This is a genomic window from Tardiphaga sp. P9-11 (genome assembly GCF_008329525.1).
Lineage (GTDB): Bacteria > Pseudomonadota > Alphaproteobacteria > Rhizobiales > Xanthobacteraceae > Tardiphaga.
The window spans coordinates 45,747-62,799 of sequence record NZ_NPKQ01000014.1; the positions used below are offsets into that span (position 1 = coordinate 45,747).

Genomic DNA, 17,053 nt, shown 5'->3' on the forward strand with positions numbered 1-17,053 from the left:
AGTTGATTGATGCAGCCACGACGCATGCCTGCTCGTGCTGCATAAAGGTCTCGTCAATTCGGCGCGCGCTCACATCCCGAGATAAGCGCGCTGGATATCGGGATTTTCGAGCAGTTCTTTGCTCGATCCGTGAAGCACCACGGACCCGTTCTCCAGAACGTAGCCGCGGCTGCTCAATGCCAGCGATTTCGCAACATTCTGCTCCACCAGAAGAACGGTGATGCCCTGGTCATTGAGCGATTTGACCACCCCGAACATCACGTCGGTGAGCGCCGGTGATAGACCGATCGACGGCTCGTCGAACATCACGACTTCCGGCTTCGACATAATGGCTCTGCCGATCGCCAGCATTTGCTGCTCGCCGCCGGACAGGGTACCGGCCAATTGGCGGCGGCGCTCACGAAGCCGCTCGAACAACTGATAGACGAATTCGAGCGTACCCATCTGGTCGTCTCGTGCCCGCTTCAGCGCGCCGCCGATGAGCAGATTGTCCTCGACGGAAAGCGCGCTGAAGATCTGGCGGCCTTCGGCGACCTGGGCGATGCCCATTTCGCAGATCTCCCAGGGCGGCAGCCGCGTGATATCGACCCCCTTCATCCTCACGGATCCACCCGACGACGGGACGATTCCTGCAATCGAGCGGATAAGGGAAGTCTTGCCGGCGCCATTGGCTCCGACCACGCAGATCAGCTCACCCTTGCTAATCCGGAGCGACACGCCGTTCAGGGCATTGGAACCGTCATAGGCGACGCACAGGTTGTCGATGGCGAGAAGAGCATCGTCAAGCATGGAAACCGGCCCCCAGATAACTTTCGAGCACCCGCGGGTCGGCCACCACGTCCGACGGCTTGCCCTCCGCAATCTTGGCGCCGTGATGCAGCACCACCACCGTCGAGGCTACTTCCATAACGATCCGCATCACATGCTCGACCAGCAAAATCGTCAGCCCACTCTCCGCGAGCTTTTGCAGCACGCCGACCACGCCGGCCGCCTCGGTCGGCCGCAGACCTGCCATCACTTCGTCAAGCAGCAGCAATCTGGGGCGCGTCGACAACGCTTTGGCCATTTCCAGCATTTTGCGATCAGGCAGCGTCAATTGATCGGTGCGCGCATTCGCCTTGCCGGCAAGGCCGACGCTTTCGAGCGACTCGTAGGCCTTGGCCCGCGCCTCCTTGACACTCGTCGTCCAGCTGAAGGCCCCCACCATGGCATTCTCCAGCACCGACATGTCCTTCATTGGCCGGACGATTTGAAACGTCCGCGCTATGCCCATGCGACAGACCGTCTCGGGTGGCGTCCGTTCGATCGAACGCCCCTCAAACAGAACCTGTCCGCGGGTCGGGCTCAGCGCACCGGCAACGAGATTGAAGCATGTGGTCTTGCCCGCGCCATTCGGCCCGATCAGCGCGGTGATGCGGCCCGGCGCCAGCGCGAAGCTAACGTCATTGACGGCAACCAATCCCTGGAAGGATTTGGTCAGGTTTTTCACTTCAAGCAGCGCGGTCATTCTCGACCTCCCGCAGCTTCGATATCCGAACACGCGCCGGCAGTTGGATCGCGCCATAAAGGCGAACCACCGCGGGCCAGATGCCATCAGGCAGAAACCAAACAACAAGGATCAGCACGGCCCCGTACGCGATGCTGTTCAATCCCGGAATGCCGAAACTGTCCCCGAGAGCACCCATGGCATGGTGAAGCGGTATGGCAGCCATCGAACCGACCAGCGGACCGAAGGCCGTGCCCAGTCCGCCCACCACCGGGCCGATGAGCACATCGACGGAGATGCTCATACCCATGATCGAGTCCGGAAAGATCGCCCCCTGCACGAGTCCTAGCACGCCACCGCCGATCGCCGCCATTGCGGCTGAGATCGAAATCACTAAAATCTTGTGACGAAAGGTCTGAACGCCGAGCGCGCGCGCCGCGTCGTCGTCGTCCCTCATCGCGCGCCAGACGTAACCTAGATAGGACCGCGAGATCATTTCCGTTCCCGCCACGCCGATGGCCGCGAGGGTAAGAGCGACGAAGTAATAGAACCGCGTGTCGCCTCGGAGCATGGCGATGTCCATCGAACCCGTCGGGGCCTGAAAGAAAAGGCCCTGCATCCCTCCTACATAGTCCCATCCGCCGAACATGATCCGAGCGAATTCAGCGGCAGCGATCGTAAGCAGCGCGAAGTAGATGCCGCGGACCTCGAAACGGAAGCTGAGCCATGCGAGCACAGCACCGATAAGACCGGCAATGGCCGCTCCCAGGATCAACCCGATCCACGGTGTGATGCCGTATTTGATGTTCAGGATCGCTACGCTATATGCGCCGATCCCGACAAACAGCGCGTGACCGATGGATAACTGCCCGCCGATCCCGAGCATGAGATTCCAGGACTGTCCCATAAACGTAAACAACAGGACGACCGTGAGGAGCGAAATGATGTAGGCATTTGATATACTACCCACCATCGCAAGGATGGCGAAAACCAGAACGCCGGCACCCCATCGCTTCGGATCGCTGGTTTGATCAAACTTCTTTTGCACCGAAAAAACCCCTCGGACGGAGAATTAAAATGATGATCAAGAGCGCGTAAGGGAGTGCCGTCTTCATCGACGGCGTGAACATCAACGCCGCTACCGCTTCGGCCACTCCGATCGTGAGCCCCCCCAAAAGAGCGCCGCCGAAACTGCCGAGACCACCGACAATCACTGTCACGAAGGCCAGAAGAGTAAAGTCGACCGCGAGATAAGGTTGTGCGTCGAACAACGGTGAAATCAGCGCACCAGCGACTCCGGCGCAAGCGGAGCCGATACCAAAGGTCACGGCATACACGCGCGGAATATTGAGGCCGACGACCAACCCGCCCAAGCGGTTATCTGCGGCAGCCCGAAGCGATCGGCCGAATGCAGAATATTTCAGATAGGCGCTGAGAGCAGCGATCAGAACGCCGGCTGTAAGGGCGGCCTGGATCCGCGCCCAATCCAGCGTCAGCGGCCCCACCGCAACGGTCTGGAACGATAGCTGCGAGGCCGTCGGCCGCGGATCAGGACCAAACGAGACCAGCAGTACGCCGCTGAAGAGGAGCGACAGGCCGATGAAGACAATGAATTGATAGTGGTGCGGTCGATTGACGAACCGCTTCACGACCAATGCTTCCAAGAGATATCCAAACAAGAACATAATCACTGCGGCGATCGCAGCGGCCGCGATGATCGGAATGTCCCAGATGCGGACGGTCCAGTATCCGATGTACACCCCGAACACCACCATCTCTCCATGCGCAAAATTCACCACGCGCATGACGCCGAAGATAATGGTGAGGCCAAGCGCCACGAGCCCGTAAACCAGGCCGATAAGTACCCCGCTCGCAAGAACATTGAGCCAAAGCGACAACATCAGCACGCCCCCGCTGGTAGGTAGGTGAAGCAGCTTGCAGCGCGATCGCTTCGTCGATGACGGCGCGCCTCGCACGGCCGACACATCTCCAGACATGCCTGATCGGAAAGCTCACGGCTGGCCTCGATTGGAACGCTGCACTTTCCTGGCATATCAATCGGCTCCATTCTGGTTGTATCCAAATCGGTACTGCGTAGATGCTCGGTTTATTTCGGAAGCGCCTTGGGCGCGGCGAAACATCCATCGACATAGACGAGCGGTTCGCCGCCTTTTCTCGTGGTTTGAGCCACGACCTCGCCGGTGAAGATGGTATGGCTGCCGGAGCTGTGTGCATTCACGACCCGGCAATCGAAGCTACAGATCGCGTCGATCAGACTTGGCGCTCCGGTTTTCAGATCGCACCAAAGGCCGTCCGCGAAGCGGATATCGCCTTTGCTTCCATCCTGACCAGAAAAGGTCAGAGCCAAGCCGAGATGTTCGATGCCCAGAATATTCCAGCAGAACGAGCCGTTGCTTTCTATCGTGTCATGCGCCCCCGCAGAGCGATTGACGCAGACCAGCACACTCGGCGGCTCGGTGGATAAAGAACAGCCCGCGGTCAGTGTCAGGCCGTGCCGATGAGGCATGCGGCCTGTCGTGACAATTGAAACAGCGCCCGGCACGTTGCGCATGGCGACGCGGAACTCAGCAGGATCGAAGGATGACGGATCGGAAGCTGAGGCTGCTGGCGCTTGCATAGGTGATACTCTTAGATTCATGTAAAAGATGCGCCCCGATATCGTCGATGGTGACCGGCGTTGGTATCCGCCGTCTTATCTACTGAGCGTCTGATCTATTTGATCGCCTGGTAGAACTGGATAACGTTGCCGCTCGGGTCGCGCACCTTCACCGCACGGCCGTGGCTGGCCATGTCGCGAATTGCCTCAACTTGAGCACCACCTGCTACGGCGCTCTCTATCGCGGCTTCCAGATTGTCGACATCAAACACCAGAACGGCATCTTGCAGTTGATCCGACACCGATTCAGCTGGGCTGGCGACACAGAAAGCCGCGGGATCGCTCACGAATTGAATCCACTTTCCCGGGTCTGCAAAGCGCACCTTCAGACCCAGGCCTTCGTAGAACGAGGCCAGACGCTCTGGGTCGGCCGCTGTGAGATAAACTTGCTTGAGTTTCACGTTCGAAATCCATTTGATCGATGCCCCCTGCAATGCGCATCGTCGATGGATATTCACCCTGGCCGTCCAGCATTAATGCTTGAACAGCGCGTGTCGCATGTCGTTCATAAGCATTTTATGCTGCCGCGGCGACATGCGGGAAATTCGGGCCTGCGCTTGCCCGGCGCGATGTTACAAACCTTCTTCGTCCGCGCACCGGCGGCGTAGCATCAGGCTGTCTTCAACGCGGCAGAAATCAGGAGACAATAAGGTATCCGAGCCGCGCATTGAGCTTATGGACCAGTTCCTCCGCCGCTTCCGAGATCACGGTACCCGGCGGGAAGATCGCCTCGGCGCCGGCCTTGTAGAGTTCGTCGTAATCCTGCGGGGGGACGACGCCGCCGATGATGATCATGATGTCCTCGCGGCCCTGCTTCTTCAGCGCGGCCTTCAATTCGGGGACTGCGGTGAGGTGGGCGGCGGCCAGCGACGACAGGCCGAGGATGTGCACGTCGTTTTCGACAGCCTGACGCGCGGCCTCATCGGCGGTCGCGAATAGCGGCCCGATATCGACGTCGAAACCGACATCCGCGAAAGCGGACGCGATCACCTTCTGACCGCGGTCGTGGCCGTCCTGGCCGATTTTCGCGACGAGAATGCGCGGGCGGCGGCCCTCGGCGTCCTCGAAGGCGTCGATCAGCGCCTGAACTTTCGCGACGTTGTCATTCATGGTTGACGCCTCGCGCTTGTAGACACCGGTGATGGATTTGATCTCGGCGCGGTGGCGGCCGAACACCTTCTCCATCGCATCGGAGATTTCGCCGACGGTGGCCTTGGCCCGCGCGGCATCGATGGCCAGCGCCAGCAGGTTGCCGTTGCCGTCCTTGGCGCTGCGCGTCAGCGCCGCCAGCGCGGCATCGACGTCGGCCTGGCTGCGCTCGCCACGAAGCCTCTTCAATTTGTCGATCTGCAGCCGGCGCACGGTGGAGTTCTCCACCTTGAGCACGTCGAGCGCTTCTTCATTCTCCGGCTTGTATTTGTTGACACCGATCACCGCCTGGCGGCCGGCGTCGATGCGCGCCTGCGTCTTGGCCGAGGCTTCCTCGATGCGCAGCTTGGGCACGCCGGCCTCGATGGCCTTGGCCATGCCGCCGAGTTCTTCCACTTCCTGGATATGCGCCCAGGCCTTGGTGGCGAGGTCGTGGGTCAGGCGCTCGACGTAATAGGAGCCGCCCCATGGATCGATGATGCGGTTGGTGCCGGTTTCCTGCTGCAGAAAGAGCTGCGTGTTGCGCGCGATGCGCGCGGAGAAGTCGGTCGGCAGCGCCAGTGCCTCGTCGAGCGCATTGGTGTGCAGGGACTGGGTGTGGCCCTGCGTCGCCGCCATCGCCTCGATGGTGGTGCGCATCACGTTGTTGTAGACGTCCTGCGCGGTCAGCGACCAGCCTGAGGTCTGGCAATGAGTGCGCAGCGACAGCGATTTCGGGTCCTTCGGATTGAACTGCGTCAGCAGCTTGGCCCAGAGCAGCCGCGCGGCGCGCATCTTGGCGACTTCCATGAAGAAGTTCATGCCGATCGCCCAGAAGAACGACAGCCGCGGCGCGAAGCGGTCGACATCGATGCCGGCGGCAAGACCCGCGCGCAGATATTCGACGCCGTCGGCGAGCGTGTAAGCGAGTTCGAGATCCTGCGTCGCGCCGGCTTCCTGCATGTGATAGCCGGAGATCGAAATCGAATTGTACTTCGGCATCTTTTGCGAGGTGTAGGCAAAGATGTCCGAGATGATCCGCATCGAGGGCGTCGGCGGATAGATATAGGTGTTGCGCACCATGAACTCTTTCAGAATGTCATTCTGAATGGTGCCTGTGAGCTTCTCCGGTGGCACGCCCTGTTCCTCGGCGGCAGCGACATAAAGCGCGAGGATCGGCAGCACCGCGCCGTTCATGGTCATCGACACGCTCATCTGGTCGAGCGGAATGCCGGCGAACAGCGTGCGCATGTCGTAGATCGAATCGATCGCCACGCCGGCCATGCCGACATCGCCCGACACGCGCGGATGATCTGAGTCATAGCCGCGATGGGTGGCGAGATCGAACGCGACCGAGAGACCCTTCTGGCCGGCGGCGAGATTGCGGCGATAGAAGGCGTTGGAATCCTCCGCGGTGGAGAACCCGGCATATTGCCGGATCGTCCAGGGCTGGTTGACATACATGGTCGGGTAGGGGCCGCGCAGGAACGGCGCGATGCCCGGATAGGTGTCGAGGAAATCGATGCCCTTGACATCGTCCTCGCTGTAGCCCGGCTTCACCAGAATGCCTTCTGGCGTCAGCCACGGTTCGGCTGTGCCGGCAAAGACCGGGGCTGCGGTTGGGGTGAAAGCGATATCGGCGAAATTCGGAATCCTGGTCATGTCCAGCCTTCGTGATTGAAGGGGTGCGTGCCAACGTGATCGATGATATTGGCCGATATCATGTCAACTCACCGAAGGCGTCGGTTAGAACGCCGAGTGCATCCTTGCCGGCAAAGATGAAGTCCTGCACGCCAGCTGCACGCAGCTCGGCCTCAAGATCACCGGGGTTACCGGCGAGATAGATATGGCGAGCACCCGCCGCCTGTAGCGCGTTCGCCGCTGCCGCGGCATGAGCGGGATATTGCTTGTCCGAGGAGCACAGACAAGCGATTGCCAGCCCCGTCGCCTTGAATGCGTTAGCTAAGGCTGCGGGATCGGCGAAGCCCTCGCTATGGACGGCCTCGATGCCCCCGGTTTCGAAGAAGCCCTTGGCGAAGCTCGCGCGTGCGGTGAAATCGGCGGACGTGCCGAGATTGGCGAGAAACACCTGCGGCCGCACACCGTTGCGGGCGAGCAGCTGATCGGATTTGTCGCGCAGCGCCTCGAACGGTTCGGCAAGGCGGATCGGCTCCAGCGGCGGAAACTTGATCTCGTTGTCGTCACGGCGTCTCGCGAAGATCCGCTTGGCCTTCAACACCGCAGCGCGGGTTTCGTGCAGATTGGGGAACTCGCTAGTGCCGGTCAGGACATCGATGCGCTTGCCGACAGCGGCTTGGCGCGCGGCGCCGGTAACTGCGACCTTCGACTGGATCAGATTGGCGCTAAGAGCGGCGAAGGCGCCGCCGGCTTTCTCGATCTCTTGGAACAACGCCCATGCCGCGTCGCAGAATTCGCGTGTCAGTGTTTCGATGCCGCCAGCACCAGCGGCAGGATCGGTGACCTTGGCGAGATTGGCCTCTTCCAGCAGGATCAGCTGCGTGTTGCGCGCGATGCGGCGAGCGCCAGAATCCGGCAGGCCGAGCGCGAGCGTATGAGGCAGCACGCAGACCGAGTTGGCGCCAGCAAGCCCGGCGGAAAATGTCGCCATGGTGGCGCGCAGCATGTTCACCGCGGAATCGCGCTGGGTCATCATGCGCCATGCGGTTTCTGCGGCAATAAAGAGCGGCTTCGGCCTCACCCCACAACCTTCCTCGATACGCGCCCACAACAAGCGCAGAGAGCGAAATTTTGCCATCGTTAGAAACTGGTCGGCATCAGAGGCAAGGCGCGCATAGACCATGCACCGCGCCATCTCCAGCGCAAAGCCGGCTCCGTCGAGCTTGCGCAGATAGGCCAGCATCACCGCCAATGTGTAAGCGAGTTCCTGCACCTCCGAGCCGCCGGCATCATGGATGACGCGGCCATCGGCGACCATGAACGGGCCCCTAAAACCGTCATCGTCGAGCTTCCTCACCACATCGGTGACAGCAGGCGCGATCTCGTCGCAGTCCTGGACGCCCGCGCCCCACACCGCGCAGGCGCCGATCGGATCGAGGCCGAAACGGATGTCGCACTTTTTTGGATCAAAGCCCTGGACCTTGATGGCGTCGGCGAGCCAGGTCGCTGCCATGCGCGATTGCGGGCCGGCATGAAGTTCGAAGCCAACGCCGGCGTCGGGATAGATGCCGTTGAGCAAAGTCGAGATGCTGTCCTGGTTGGCCGGCAGGCCGAAGCCGCGGGCGCCAATGGCACCTTCAAGCACCAATGCGAGACCGGTGGCACCGTTTTCGAGATCGTGCAGCGCCTGCCCGTTCGACGCGGCGGCGTCGGGATGATCGATCCGCTGCATGATCTGCCATGGTGCGGCAGCGGGGCGGCCGGCGATCGATTGCACATCGACCGCACGTTCATAGAGCGGACGGGTGGCAATGCCGTTATAGGTCTTGCCGATCAGCTTCTCGAACGGTGCACCTTTGAGCACGCCATCCACCAGTTTGCGCCACTGGGCAGCGTCGAAGTGGGCCCATTCCGGGCGTATAAATCTATCGTCACGATGGTTCATGCGAATTCAAGAATGAGCGTGTCCACCGCCAATGTGGCGCCGGCAGCGGCGTGGATCTTCTTGACGGTGCCGTCGCGTTCGGCCCGCAGCACGTTCTGCATCTTCATCGCCTCCACAACGGCAAGAGTCTCGCCGATCTTGACGTCTTGACCTTCGGTCACGGCGATCGACACCACGAGGCCCGGCATCGGGCATAGCAGCTTCTTGCCGGTATCAGCCTTGACGCCAACCGGCATCAGGCGCGCGGCCGCCGCTTCGGCCTCGGTGAAGACATTGACCGCGACCTCGTAGCCCTGATGGGCGATGCGGATGCCGGACGCCATCGGGCGCACCTGCATGGCGACGTGATCGCCATCGATGGTGCCATCCCAGACCGGCACGCCGGGCTTCCACGACGACACCACGCGATGCGCGTTGCCGGCTTTGCCGTCCGCGCCGATATAGGCAACCGTGGCCCCGTCACCATCGCGGGCGATGTCGAGCAGTACTTCCTCACGCTCGAGCCAGACGGCGCGGCGACCGGCACGGGTCACCGGACGACCTATCAACTGGCCGGAAATCTGCCGCTTGCGCTCGCCGTAGATGGAGTCGACGGCAGCGGCCACAGCGGCGATGCGACGGGCGACTTCACCCTCCGGCGCCCGCGCGGCAAAACCCTTCGGGAACTCCTCAGCGATGAAGCCTGTGGAGAGATTGCCCTCGCGCCAGCGCGGATGGCTCATCAGCGCCGACAGGAACGGAATGTTATGGCGGATGCCGTCGATATAGAAGGCGTCGAGCGCGTGAGATTGCGCCTCGATGGCGGCGGCGCGCGACGGCGCGTGGGTCACGAGCTTGGCGATCATCGGATCGTAATAGATCGAGATCTCGCCGCCCTCCTGCACGCCGGTGTCGTTGCGCACGGTGATGTTGTCGGACTTGCTCTCGGCCGGCGGGCGATACTTCACTAGACGGCCGATGGACGGCAGGAAGTTGCGGAACGGATCTTCCGCATAGACGCGGGATTCCACCGCCCAGCCGGTCAGCGTGACGTCCTTCTGCGCAAGCTGCAGCTTCTCGCCGGCAGCGACGCGGATCATCTGCTCGACGAGGTCGACGCCGGTGACGAGTTCAGTCACGGGATGTTCGACCTGCAGACGGGTGTTCATTTCGAGGAAGTAGAAGCTCTTGTCCTGACCGGCGACGAATTCCACGGTGCCGGCCGAGTCGTAATTCACGGCCTTGGCGAGAGCCACGGCCTGTTCGCCCATCTTGCGGCGGGTGGTCTCGTCGAGCAGCGGCGACGGCGCTTCCTCGATGACTTTCTGGTTGCGGCGCTGGATCGAACATTCGCGCTCGCCGAGATAGATCACGTTGCCGTGCTTGTCGCCGAGCACCTGGATTTCGATGTGGCGGGGATCGACGATGAACTTCTCGATGAAGACACGGTCGTCGCCGAACGAGGACTTCGCCTCGGCCTTGGCGAGATTGAAACCTTCAGCCACTTCCGAGGTCGAATGCGCGATGCGCATGCCCTTGCCGCCGCCGCCGGCGGAGGCCTTGATCATTACGGGATAGCCGATCTCGTCGGCGATCTTGACCGCGTGCTTCTCGTCCTCGATGACACCGAGATAGCCCGGCACCGTCGAGACGTTGGCCTTGGCCGCAGCCTTCTTGGACTCGATCTTGTCGCCCATCGCGGCGATGGCGCCGGGGTTCGGGCCGATGAAAACGATTCCGGCCGCTTCCAGCGCGCGCGGGAACGCCTCGCGCTCGGACAGGAAGCCGTAGCCGGGATGCACGGCTTCGGCGCCGGTCGCCTTGCAGGCCTCGACGATCTTCTCGATCAGGAGATAGCTCTCGGCCGCGGCAGGCGGCCCAATGAAGACAGCCTCATCGGCCATCTCGACATGGAGCGCATCGCGATCGGCTTCCGAATAGACGGCGACGGTCTTGATACCCATCTTGCGGGCCGACTTGATGACCCGGCAGGCGATCTCGCCGCGATTGGCGATCAGAATTTTTTTGAACACTTTTGGCCTCACAACGGCATATTGTCGTGCTTCTTCATCGGCACTTCCAGATGCTTGTCCTTCAGCATCGCCAGCGCGCGGGCGATGCGCTTGCGGGTGGAGTGCGGCATGATCACGTCGTCGATATAGCCGCGCTCGGCGGCGACGAAGGGTGACAGGAAGCGGTCTTCATATTCCTTGGTGCGCGCGGCAATCTTGTCGGCGTCGCCAATGTCCTGGCGGAAGATGATCTCCACCGCGCCCTTGGCGCCCATCACGGCGATCTGCGCGGTCGGCCAGGCATAGTTCATGTCGGCGCCGATTTCCTTCGAGGCCATCACGTCGAAGGCGCCGCCATAGGCCTTGCGGGTGATCACGGTCACCAAAGGGACGGTGCACTGGCTGTAGGCGAACAGCAGCTTGGCGCCGTGTTTGATGAGGCCACCATATTCCTGCGCGGTGCCCGGCAGGAAACCCGGCACGTCGACGAAGGTCACGATCGGAATGTTGAAGGCGTCGCAGAAGCGTACGAAGCGCGCAGCCTTGCGCGAAGCGTCGCTGTCGAGCACGCCGGCCAGCACCATCGGCTGGTTGGCGACGAAGCCCACCGTCTTGCCGGCGATGCGGCCAAAACCTGTGACGATGTTCTTGGCGAAGGTTTCCGCGATCTCGAAGAAGTCGCCCTCGTCCACGATCTTCAGGATCAGCTCCTTCATGTCATAGGGCTTGTTGGGATTGTCGGGGATCAGCGTGTCGAGCGACAAATCCGTGCGCTCGATGTCGTCGAAGCTCGGCCATTCCGGCACGCCTTCGGTGTTGTTGGCTGGCAGGAAGTCGATCAGCCGGCGCATCTGCAACAGCGTCTCGACGTCATTCTCGAAGGCGCCGTCGGCGATCGAGGATTTCGTCGCATGCACGCTGGCGCCGCCGAGTTCCTCGGCGGTGACCACCTCATTGGTGACGGTCTTCACCACGTCCGGGCCGGTGACGAACATGTAGCTGGTGTTCTTCACCATGAAGATGAAGTCGGTCATGGCCGGCGAGTAGACGTCGCCGCCGGCGCAGGGGCCCATGATGACCGAGATCTGCGGGATCACGCCCGAGGCCTGCACGTTGCGGCGGAATACGTAGGAGTAACCGGCGAGCGCCGCGACGCCCTCCTGGATGCGCGCGCCACCCGCGTCATAGAGACCGATGATCGGCGCCCGCGCCTTCATCGCCATGTCCTGCAGCTTGGTGATCTTGAGCGCGTGGGTCTCGGATAGCGAGCCACCGAACACGGTAAAATCCTTGGCGAAGACGAAGGTCTTGCGGCCGTTGACGGTGCCCCAGCCAGTGACGACGCCGTCGCCGGGAATCCTGGACTTATCCATGCCAAATTCCACGGAGCGGTGTTCGACGAACATGTCGAACTCCTCGAACGACCCCTTGTCGAGCAGCAGCTCAATGCGCTCGCGGGCGGTCAGCTTGCCCTTGCTGTGCTGCGACTCGATGCGCTTCTCGCCGCCGCCCAGTTTGGCGCCTGCCCGACGCGCTGCGAGTGATTCCATGGTCGTCGTCAATCGCCGCTCCACGCTGTTCCGGTTTGCAAGATCTGAGCGTGTCGCACTACTTCAGCGAGAACGTCAGGAACAGAGTTGAACGGGCGCATATGAGCATGTTATGAAATTGCGAATTGCAATTTGCGAATTTGCGAATGGTGGGCAAACTTTTCATCGGCCGAAAGGTCCGCGAGATCCGGGAAAGCCGGCGGCTCAGCCAGTCCGGCTTTGCGGAGCGGCTTGGGATTTCCACGAGCTATCTCAACCAGATCGAAAACAACCAACGGCCGGTCTCCGCCTCGGTCCTGGTTCTGCTGGCGGAGCGTTTTCAGATCGACCTCGACGCATTTTCGCTCAACGACAGCGACAGAATTCTGTCGATGCTCACCGAAGCATTGGCGGATCCGGTCTTTGCCTCCTACAATCCCAGCATTCATGAGCTGAAATTGGTCGCGCAAAATGCGCCCGGTTTCGCGCAGGCTTTGCTCAATTCGCACCGGGCCTATAAGCGAAACAGCGAACAGCTGGCCAGTATCGACGGACAATCCGCAAATGGCGCCGGCGAACCGACCGCTTATGAGGAAATCCGCGACTTCTTCCACCTCGTGGACAATTACGTCCATGATCTCGATATGGCGGCCGAGGCACTTGCCGACCGTCTGGGCATTCCTGATGAGAACGTTACACAGGCCCTGGTCGACCATCTGGCATCCCACCACAATGTTCAAATCCGGCGAGGCGCTCCTCACGAGACCTCGCAGCGGCGCTTCGACCGCGCGTCCCGGACGCTATTTCTGAGCCCCTATCTTCCGGCACCGACCCGCAATTTCCAGATCGCACTCCAGATTGCAGTTCTCGAAGAGGAAGAGCGGATCGGCGAGATCGTCGGCAAAGCCACCTTCCGGTCGGCAGATGCGCGCAATGTCTGTGCGGCCGGCCTTCGCAACTATTTTGCGGGCGCGCTTCTGCTCCCCTATCGCCGGTTCCTGCAAGCCGCCAAGGAGCTCCGGCACGATCTCGAATTGATCGCAATCCGGTTCGACGCCAGCCTAGAGCAGGTGGGCCACCGCCTTTCCACATTGCAGCGCCCGGGCCATAAGGGCGTGCCCGTGTTCTTTGCGCGGGTGGACCGCGCCGGCAACATCACCAAGCGCCATAGCGCCGCCAAATTGCAATTCGCACGCTATGGCGCCGCCTGCCCGCTCTGGAACGCCCACCAGGCCTTCGAGACACCGAGCCAGATCATCAGGCAGCTCGCCGAGACGCCGGACGGCGTCCGCTTCTTATGCGTAGCCACGGAATTATCGAAAGCACGTGGAGGATTCGAAGCCCCGCGTCCACGCTATGCGATCGCCCTTGGATGCGAAATTTCTTATGCGAAGGACTTCGTCTATGCGGATGGGCTCGACCTCACTAACAGGGCCGCGTACGACCCGATCGGCATCTCGTGCCGGATCTGCGAGCGGGTGAGTTGCTCGCAGCGTGCCGTCCCCCCGCTCAAAAGCAAACTGTCAATCGATCCTGATGTCAGGGATATTCTACCGTATCGGATCGTGCACGGTCCCGAGAGCTGATTGATGATCAGCCTATTGGCTCGCCGACACTGCGAAGTTTGCGCACGCGTTCACGCCTAACCGGCAACTATACTGCGCATCGAATATGCAAAAAATGGCTCGAAAATAAGCAATCAGCCAATCGACCGCAATGCACAAAAATGACTTTGACTGTTTTTCGACACAAGTCGGCATTTTGTCGAAATTCCATCGGCGCGCCTGAGGTTACCATTTGTCATTCGGTTGTCACTCGGCCTCGTAACGCGAGCGACCGGTCCGGATTGAAAACTGTTAGTTTTGGGAGACACGCGATGATGACGACCTCTCTCGACAGGATAGACATCAAGATTCTGAACGAACTTCAGCAGAACGCGAGCTTGACCAATGTCGAACTCGCGTCGCGCGTCAATCTTTCACCGTCGCCATGTCTCGCACGCGTCAAGACGCTCGAAAAACTCGGCGTGATCGACCGCCGTATCGCCATTCTCGATCCTGCATTACTTGGCATTGCAGTGACCGCGTTCATCCAGATTAAACTCGAAAAGCAGGTCCAGACCTCGCTGGAAGCGTTTACACGGGTCATCGATCGCCTGGCGCAGGTCATGGAATGTTATCTGATGACGGGCGACAGCGACTACATGCTGCGTGTCATGGTGTCCGACATCGAAGATCTCGAGGATCTCATCGTCAACAAGCTTTCACGTATCCCCGGCGTTTCCAGCATTCGGTCCAATCTCGCGCTCAAACGCATTTCCCACAAGACCGTTCTGCCGCTCGATACCAATCATCCGGTTGTCGTGAAGGTATGCCGCAGCTCATCCCGATCTCTTGAGCGAACGACGAAACCTCGATGCGACGCAACGAGTTCATCGCTATCGGATGCGCCAGTCGGCATCGATGCCCGTTACCCCAGCTATTGCGCGGGAAGGCTATGAAGCGATCGTGACAACCATCTTGGATGGCCTCGATCCATGCTTGAATAGGCGTGTGTGATCTCGCAGGCGCCATATGCGGATCCAGCTGCTTGACCACCGAACTATCGTTCCAACATCGTCGCGGGTGAGATCTTTCAATGGCGGCATCAGTCAACACGGTACTGCGCGCCTTTGCCGAAGGCGAGATCATCGTCGTGACCGACGACGATGACCGCGAGGGCGAGGGCGATCTTGTCGTTGCCGCATCCCTCTGTACGGCCGAAAAGATGGCATTCATCATCCGGCATACATCGGGAATCGTCTGCGCGCCGATTACGGCCGACCACGCGAGGCGTCTGCGCCTTGACCCCATGGTCGTGAACAACGACTCAGCGCATACGACTGCTTTTACCGTATCGGTGGACTACCGGCCGGATGATGGGACGGGTATCTCAGCTGAGGAGCGGGCGTCATGCTGCCGCGCGCTCGCTAATCTTAATGCCGGCGCCAGCGATTTTTCCCGGCCCGGCCACGTCTTTCCGCTGATCGCGAAAGAGGGAGGTGTGCTTATGCGATCGGGCCACACCGAAGCCGCTGTCGATCTGTGCAAACTAGCTAAACTCGAACCGGTCGGCGTGATCAGCGAGCTGATGAATGACGATGGCTCGGTCATGAAGGGAGTGCAGGTCGCGGCATTTGCCGAGAGGCACAGACTGAAACGTGTCACCATCGCTGATCTGATCCGCTTCAGGCAAGCCCGCGAGACGCTGATCGAACGCGTATCGAGCGTCACCGCGGACAGCCCAATCGGCCCGTTGCAGGGCTATTCCTATCGCTCTCCGTTCGATCCCATCCATCATGTCGCTTACGTCTATGGCGATATCGGCGACGGCACCAACGTCCTCACGCGCTTCTACAAGCCGAACATCCTGCGCGACCTATTTTCGGGTCAGGAACAGGCGAAGATGAATGTCGTCCTGCATCGCTTCAAGGATAATGGCAGCGGCGTGCTTGTCTATCTGCGCGATGGCGCAGCGGGCGTCCCCCCGGCGCCGCTGGCGTCGGCCTCATCGCAAGAGGATGATCGCAACAGGCAGTGGCGCGAAATTGGTGTGGGCGCCCAGATCCTGCGCGATCTGAGGATCACGTCCATCCGTCATCTCACCTCCTCAACCCATCACTTCAGGGGATTGTCGGGCTTCGGCATCGAGATCGTCCGGAACGAGTCGCTCTGATTGCACGAATTCGGTTATGGCGAACATCCCGATGACCACGTCAGAGGCTCCAGGCATCCGGCGAGGCCGGCAGCACACCACCAGCCGGGTCCACGCGCGTCTGATCGGCCCCGCGGTCGGAGAAGTAGCGGGCTGGCGACTTTCCGAGCGCCTTCTTAAACATGGTGATGAAAGCGCTCACCGACTCATAACCTAAAGCGCCCGATACGGACTGAACCGTGTCTCCAGCAGACAGTTTCTGGATGGCGACGATGATCTGAAGCTGTTGGCGCCAGCGGCTGAAGGTCATGCCTGTTTCGGTGACCACGAGACGCATCAGCGTCCGCTCGCCGAGCGCCGCTGCTTCCGCCCATTCCGCCACGGTCCGGCGATCGGCGGGATCGTCTATCAAGGCGTCGGCTATGAAGCGTAGTTTTGAATGACGCGTGATTGGCAGATGCAACCTTTCGGTCGGCAGGGCGATCAGTTCGTTCAGGAGCACCGCCGCGATCTGAGCGAGAGGCCCCTGCGGATCGTAAAGCGGCGGTAGCGTCGCCATGCGGAGGATCAGTTCATGCAGCAGCGGCGTGATCGAGAGGGTGCAGCATTCTTGCGGCAGGCCCGCGGCTTCCATGTCCACATAGAGAAAGAGCAGGCTGGCATTTGCGGTGACCCGGTTGCTGTGCGGCATGCCGCCCGGGATCCAGACACCGCAGCGCGGTGGGACCATCCACAGCCCGCTCGGTACCTCGCAGGTCACTCCTCCGCGCTGCGCGAGGACGAGCTGCCCCTTGCGGTGGGTATGAACCGGTAGCTCGTCCTCTTTCTCCTGCGTATCCACCATCCTCGCTACGATTGGACGGTCCAGACTATCAGGGTCGAATAGACGGTAGTGCTGATGAAGCGTCCCGCGCATTGTCATACCTTAGCAATTAATTGGCAGAGTATCGAAATTCACGCGACACA

Annotated in this window: 14 protein-coding genes; 3 read left to right on the plus strand and 11 right to left on the minus strand. The window is 60.9% G+C overall.

Annotated elements, in window-relative coordinates; translation table 11 throughout:
* Window positions 1-69: 69 nt before the first annotated feature.
* From CIW50_RS27340 to CIW50_RS27385, 10 genes are all read right to left on the minus strand, one after another.
* Window positions 70-789 carry an ABC transporter ATP-binding protein gene (locus CIW50_RS27340; protein ID WP_149534307.1) on the minus strand — a complete coding sequence of 240 codons (720 nt, stop codon included), beginning with the start codon at window positions 787-789 and terminating at the stop codon, window positions 70-72.
* Complete coding sequence (locus CIW50_RS27345; RefSeq protein ID WP_149534308.1) at window positions 782-1,507, minus strand: ABC transporter ATP-binding protein; 726 nt, start codon at window positions 1,505-1,507, stop codon at window positions 782-784. Before CIW50_RS27345 ends, CIW50_RS27340 begins: the two co-directional genes overlap by 8 nt.
* A complete protein-coding gene (locus CIW50_RS27350) occupies window positions 1,491-2,534 on the minus strand; it encodes a branched-chain amino acid ABC transporter permease (protein WP_246664480.1) in 1,044 nt (347 codons plus the stop codon). The genes CIW50_RS27345 and CIW50_RS27350 overlap by 17 nt, the downstream gene beginning before the upstream one ends.
* Window positions 2,518-3,387 (minus strand): branched-chain amino acid ABC transporter permease, encoded by an 870-nt coding sequence (locus CIW50_RS27355; protein ID WP_149534309.1) that lies wholly within the window; start codon window positions 3,385-3,387, stop codon window positions 2,518-2,520. The genes CIW50_RS27350 and CIW50_RS27355 overlap by 17 nt, the downstream gene beginning before the upstream one ends.
* Before the next feature lie 206 nt (window positions 3,388-3,593).
* Window positions 3,594-4,124, minus strand: a complete 531-nt coding sequence (locus CIW50_RS27360; RefSeq protein ID WP_149534310.1) for a flavin reductase family protein — start codon at window positions 4,122-4,124, stop codon at window positions 3,594-3,596.
* Window positions 4,125-4,219: 95 nt separating this feature from the next.
* Window positions 4,220-4,564 (minus strand): VOC family protein, encoded by a 345-nt coding sequence (locus tag CIW50_RS27365; protein WP_246664481.1) that lies wholly within the window; start codon window positions 4,562-4,564, stop codon window positions 4,220-4,222.
* A gap of 235 nt (window positions 4,565-4,799) precedes the next feature.
* Window positions 4,800-6,953 carry a methylmalonyl-CoA mutase gene (gene scpA / locus CIW50_RS27370; protein ID WP_149534311.1) on the minus strand — a complete coding sequence of 718 codons (2,154 nt, stop codon included), beginning with the start codon at window positions 6,951-6,953 and terminating at the stop codon, window positions 4,800-4,802.
* Between the two features lie 58 nt (window positions 6,954-7,011).
* Window positions 7,012-8,874: a methylmalonyl-CoA mutase subunit beta gene (locus CIW50_RS27375; protein WP_149534312.1), complete on the minus strand. Its 1,863-nt coding sequence runs from the start codon at window positions 8,872-8,874 to the stop codon at window positions 7,012-7,014.
* Window positions 8,871-10,886, minus strand: a complete 2,016-nt coding sequence (locus CIW50_RS27380) for an acetyl-CoA carboxylase biotin carboxylase subunit (protein WP_149534313.1) — start codon at window positions 10,884-10,886, stop codon at window positions 8,871-8,873. The genes CIW50_RS27375 and CIW50_RS27380 overlap by 4 nt, the downstream gene beginning before the upstream one ends.
* Window positions 10,887-10,894: 8 nt before the next feature.
* Window positions 10,895-12,415, minus strand: coding sequence for an acyl-CoA carboxylase subunit beta (locus CIW50_RS27385; RefSeq protein WP_502707551.1), 1,521 nt, complete (start codon window positions 12,413-12,415; stop codon window positions 10,895-10,897).
* Window positions 12,416-12,561: 146 nt separating this feature from the next.
* Here CIW50_RS27385 and CIW50_RS27390 point away from each other — a divergent pair, with 146 nt between their 5' ends.
* From CIW50_RS27390 to ribB, 3 genes are all read left to right on the plus strand, one after another.
* Window positions 12,562-13,980: a helix-turn-helix domain-containing protein gene (locus CIW50_RS27390; RefSeq protein WP_149534315.1), complete on the plus strand. Its 1,419-nt coding sequence runs from the start codon at window positions 12,562-12,564 to the stop codon at window positions 13,978-13,980.
* Between the two features lie 140 nt (window positions 13,981-14,120).
* Window positions 14,121-14,894 carry an Lrp/AsnC family transcriptional regulator gene (locus tag CIW50_RS27395; protein WP_246664482.1) on the plus strand — a complete coding sequence of 258 codons (774 nt, stop codon included), beginning with the start codon at window positions 14,121-14,123 and terminating at the stop codon, window positions 14,892-14,894.
* A gap of 137 nt (window positions 14,895-15,031) precedes the next feature.
* A complete protein-coding gene (gene ribB, locus CIW50_RS27400) occupies window positions 15,032-16,108 on the plus strand; it encodes a 3,4-dihydroxy-2-butanone-4-phosphate synthase (protein ID WP_149534316.1) in 1,077 nt (358 codons plus the stop codon).
* A gap of 40 nt (window positions 16,109-16,148) precedes the next feature.
* Here ribB and CIW50_RS27405 read toward each other — a convergent pair whose 3' ends face one another.
* The gene (locus CIW50_RS27405; RefSeq protein WP_149534317.1) at window positions 16,149-17,003 is read right to left on the minus strand and encodes an AraC family transcriptional regulator; all 855 of its coding nucleotides are present in this window, start codon (window positions 17,001-17,003) and stop codon (window positions 16,149-16,151) included.
* Between the last annotated feature and the right edge of the window lie 50 nt (window positions 17,004-17,053).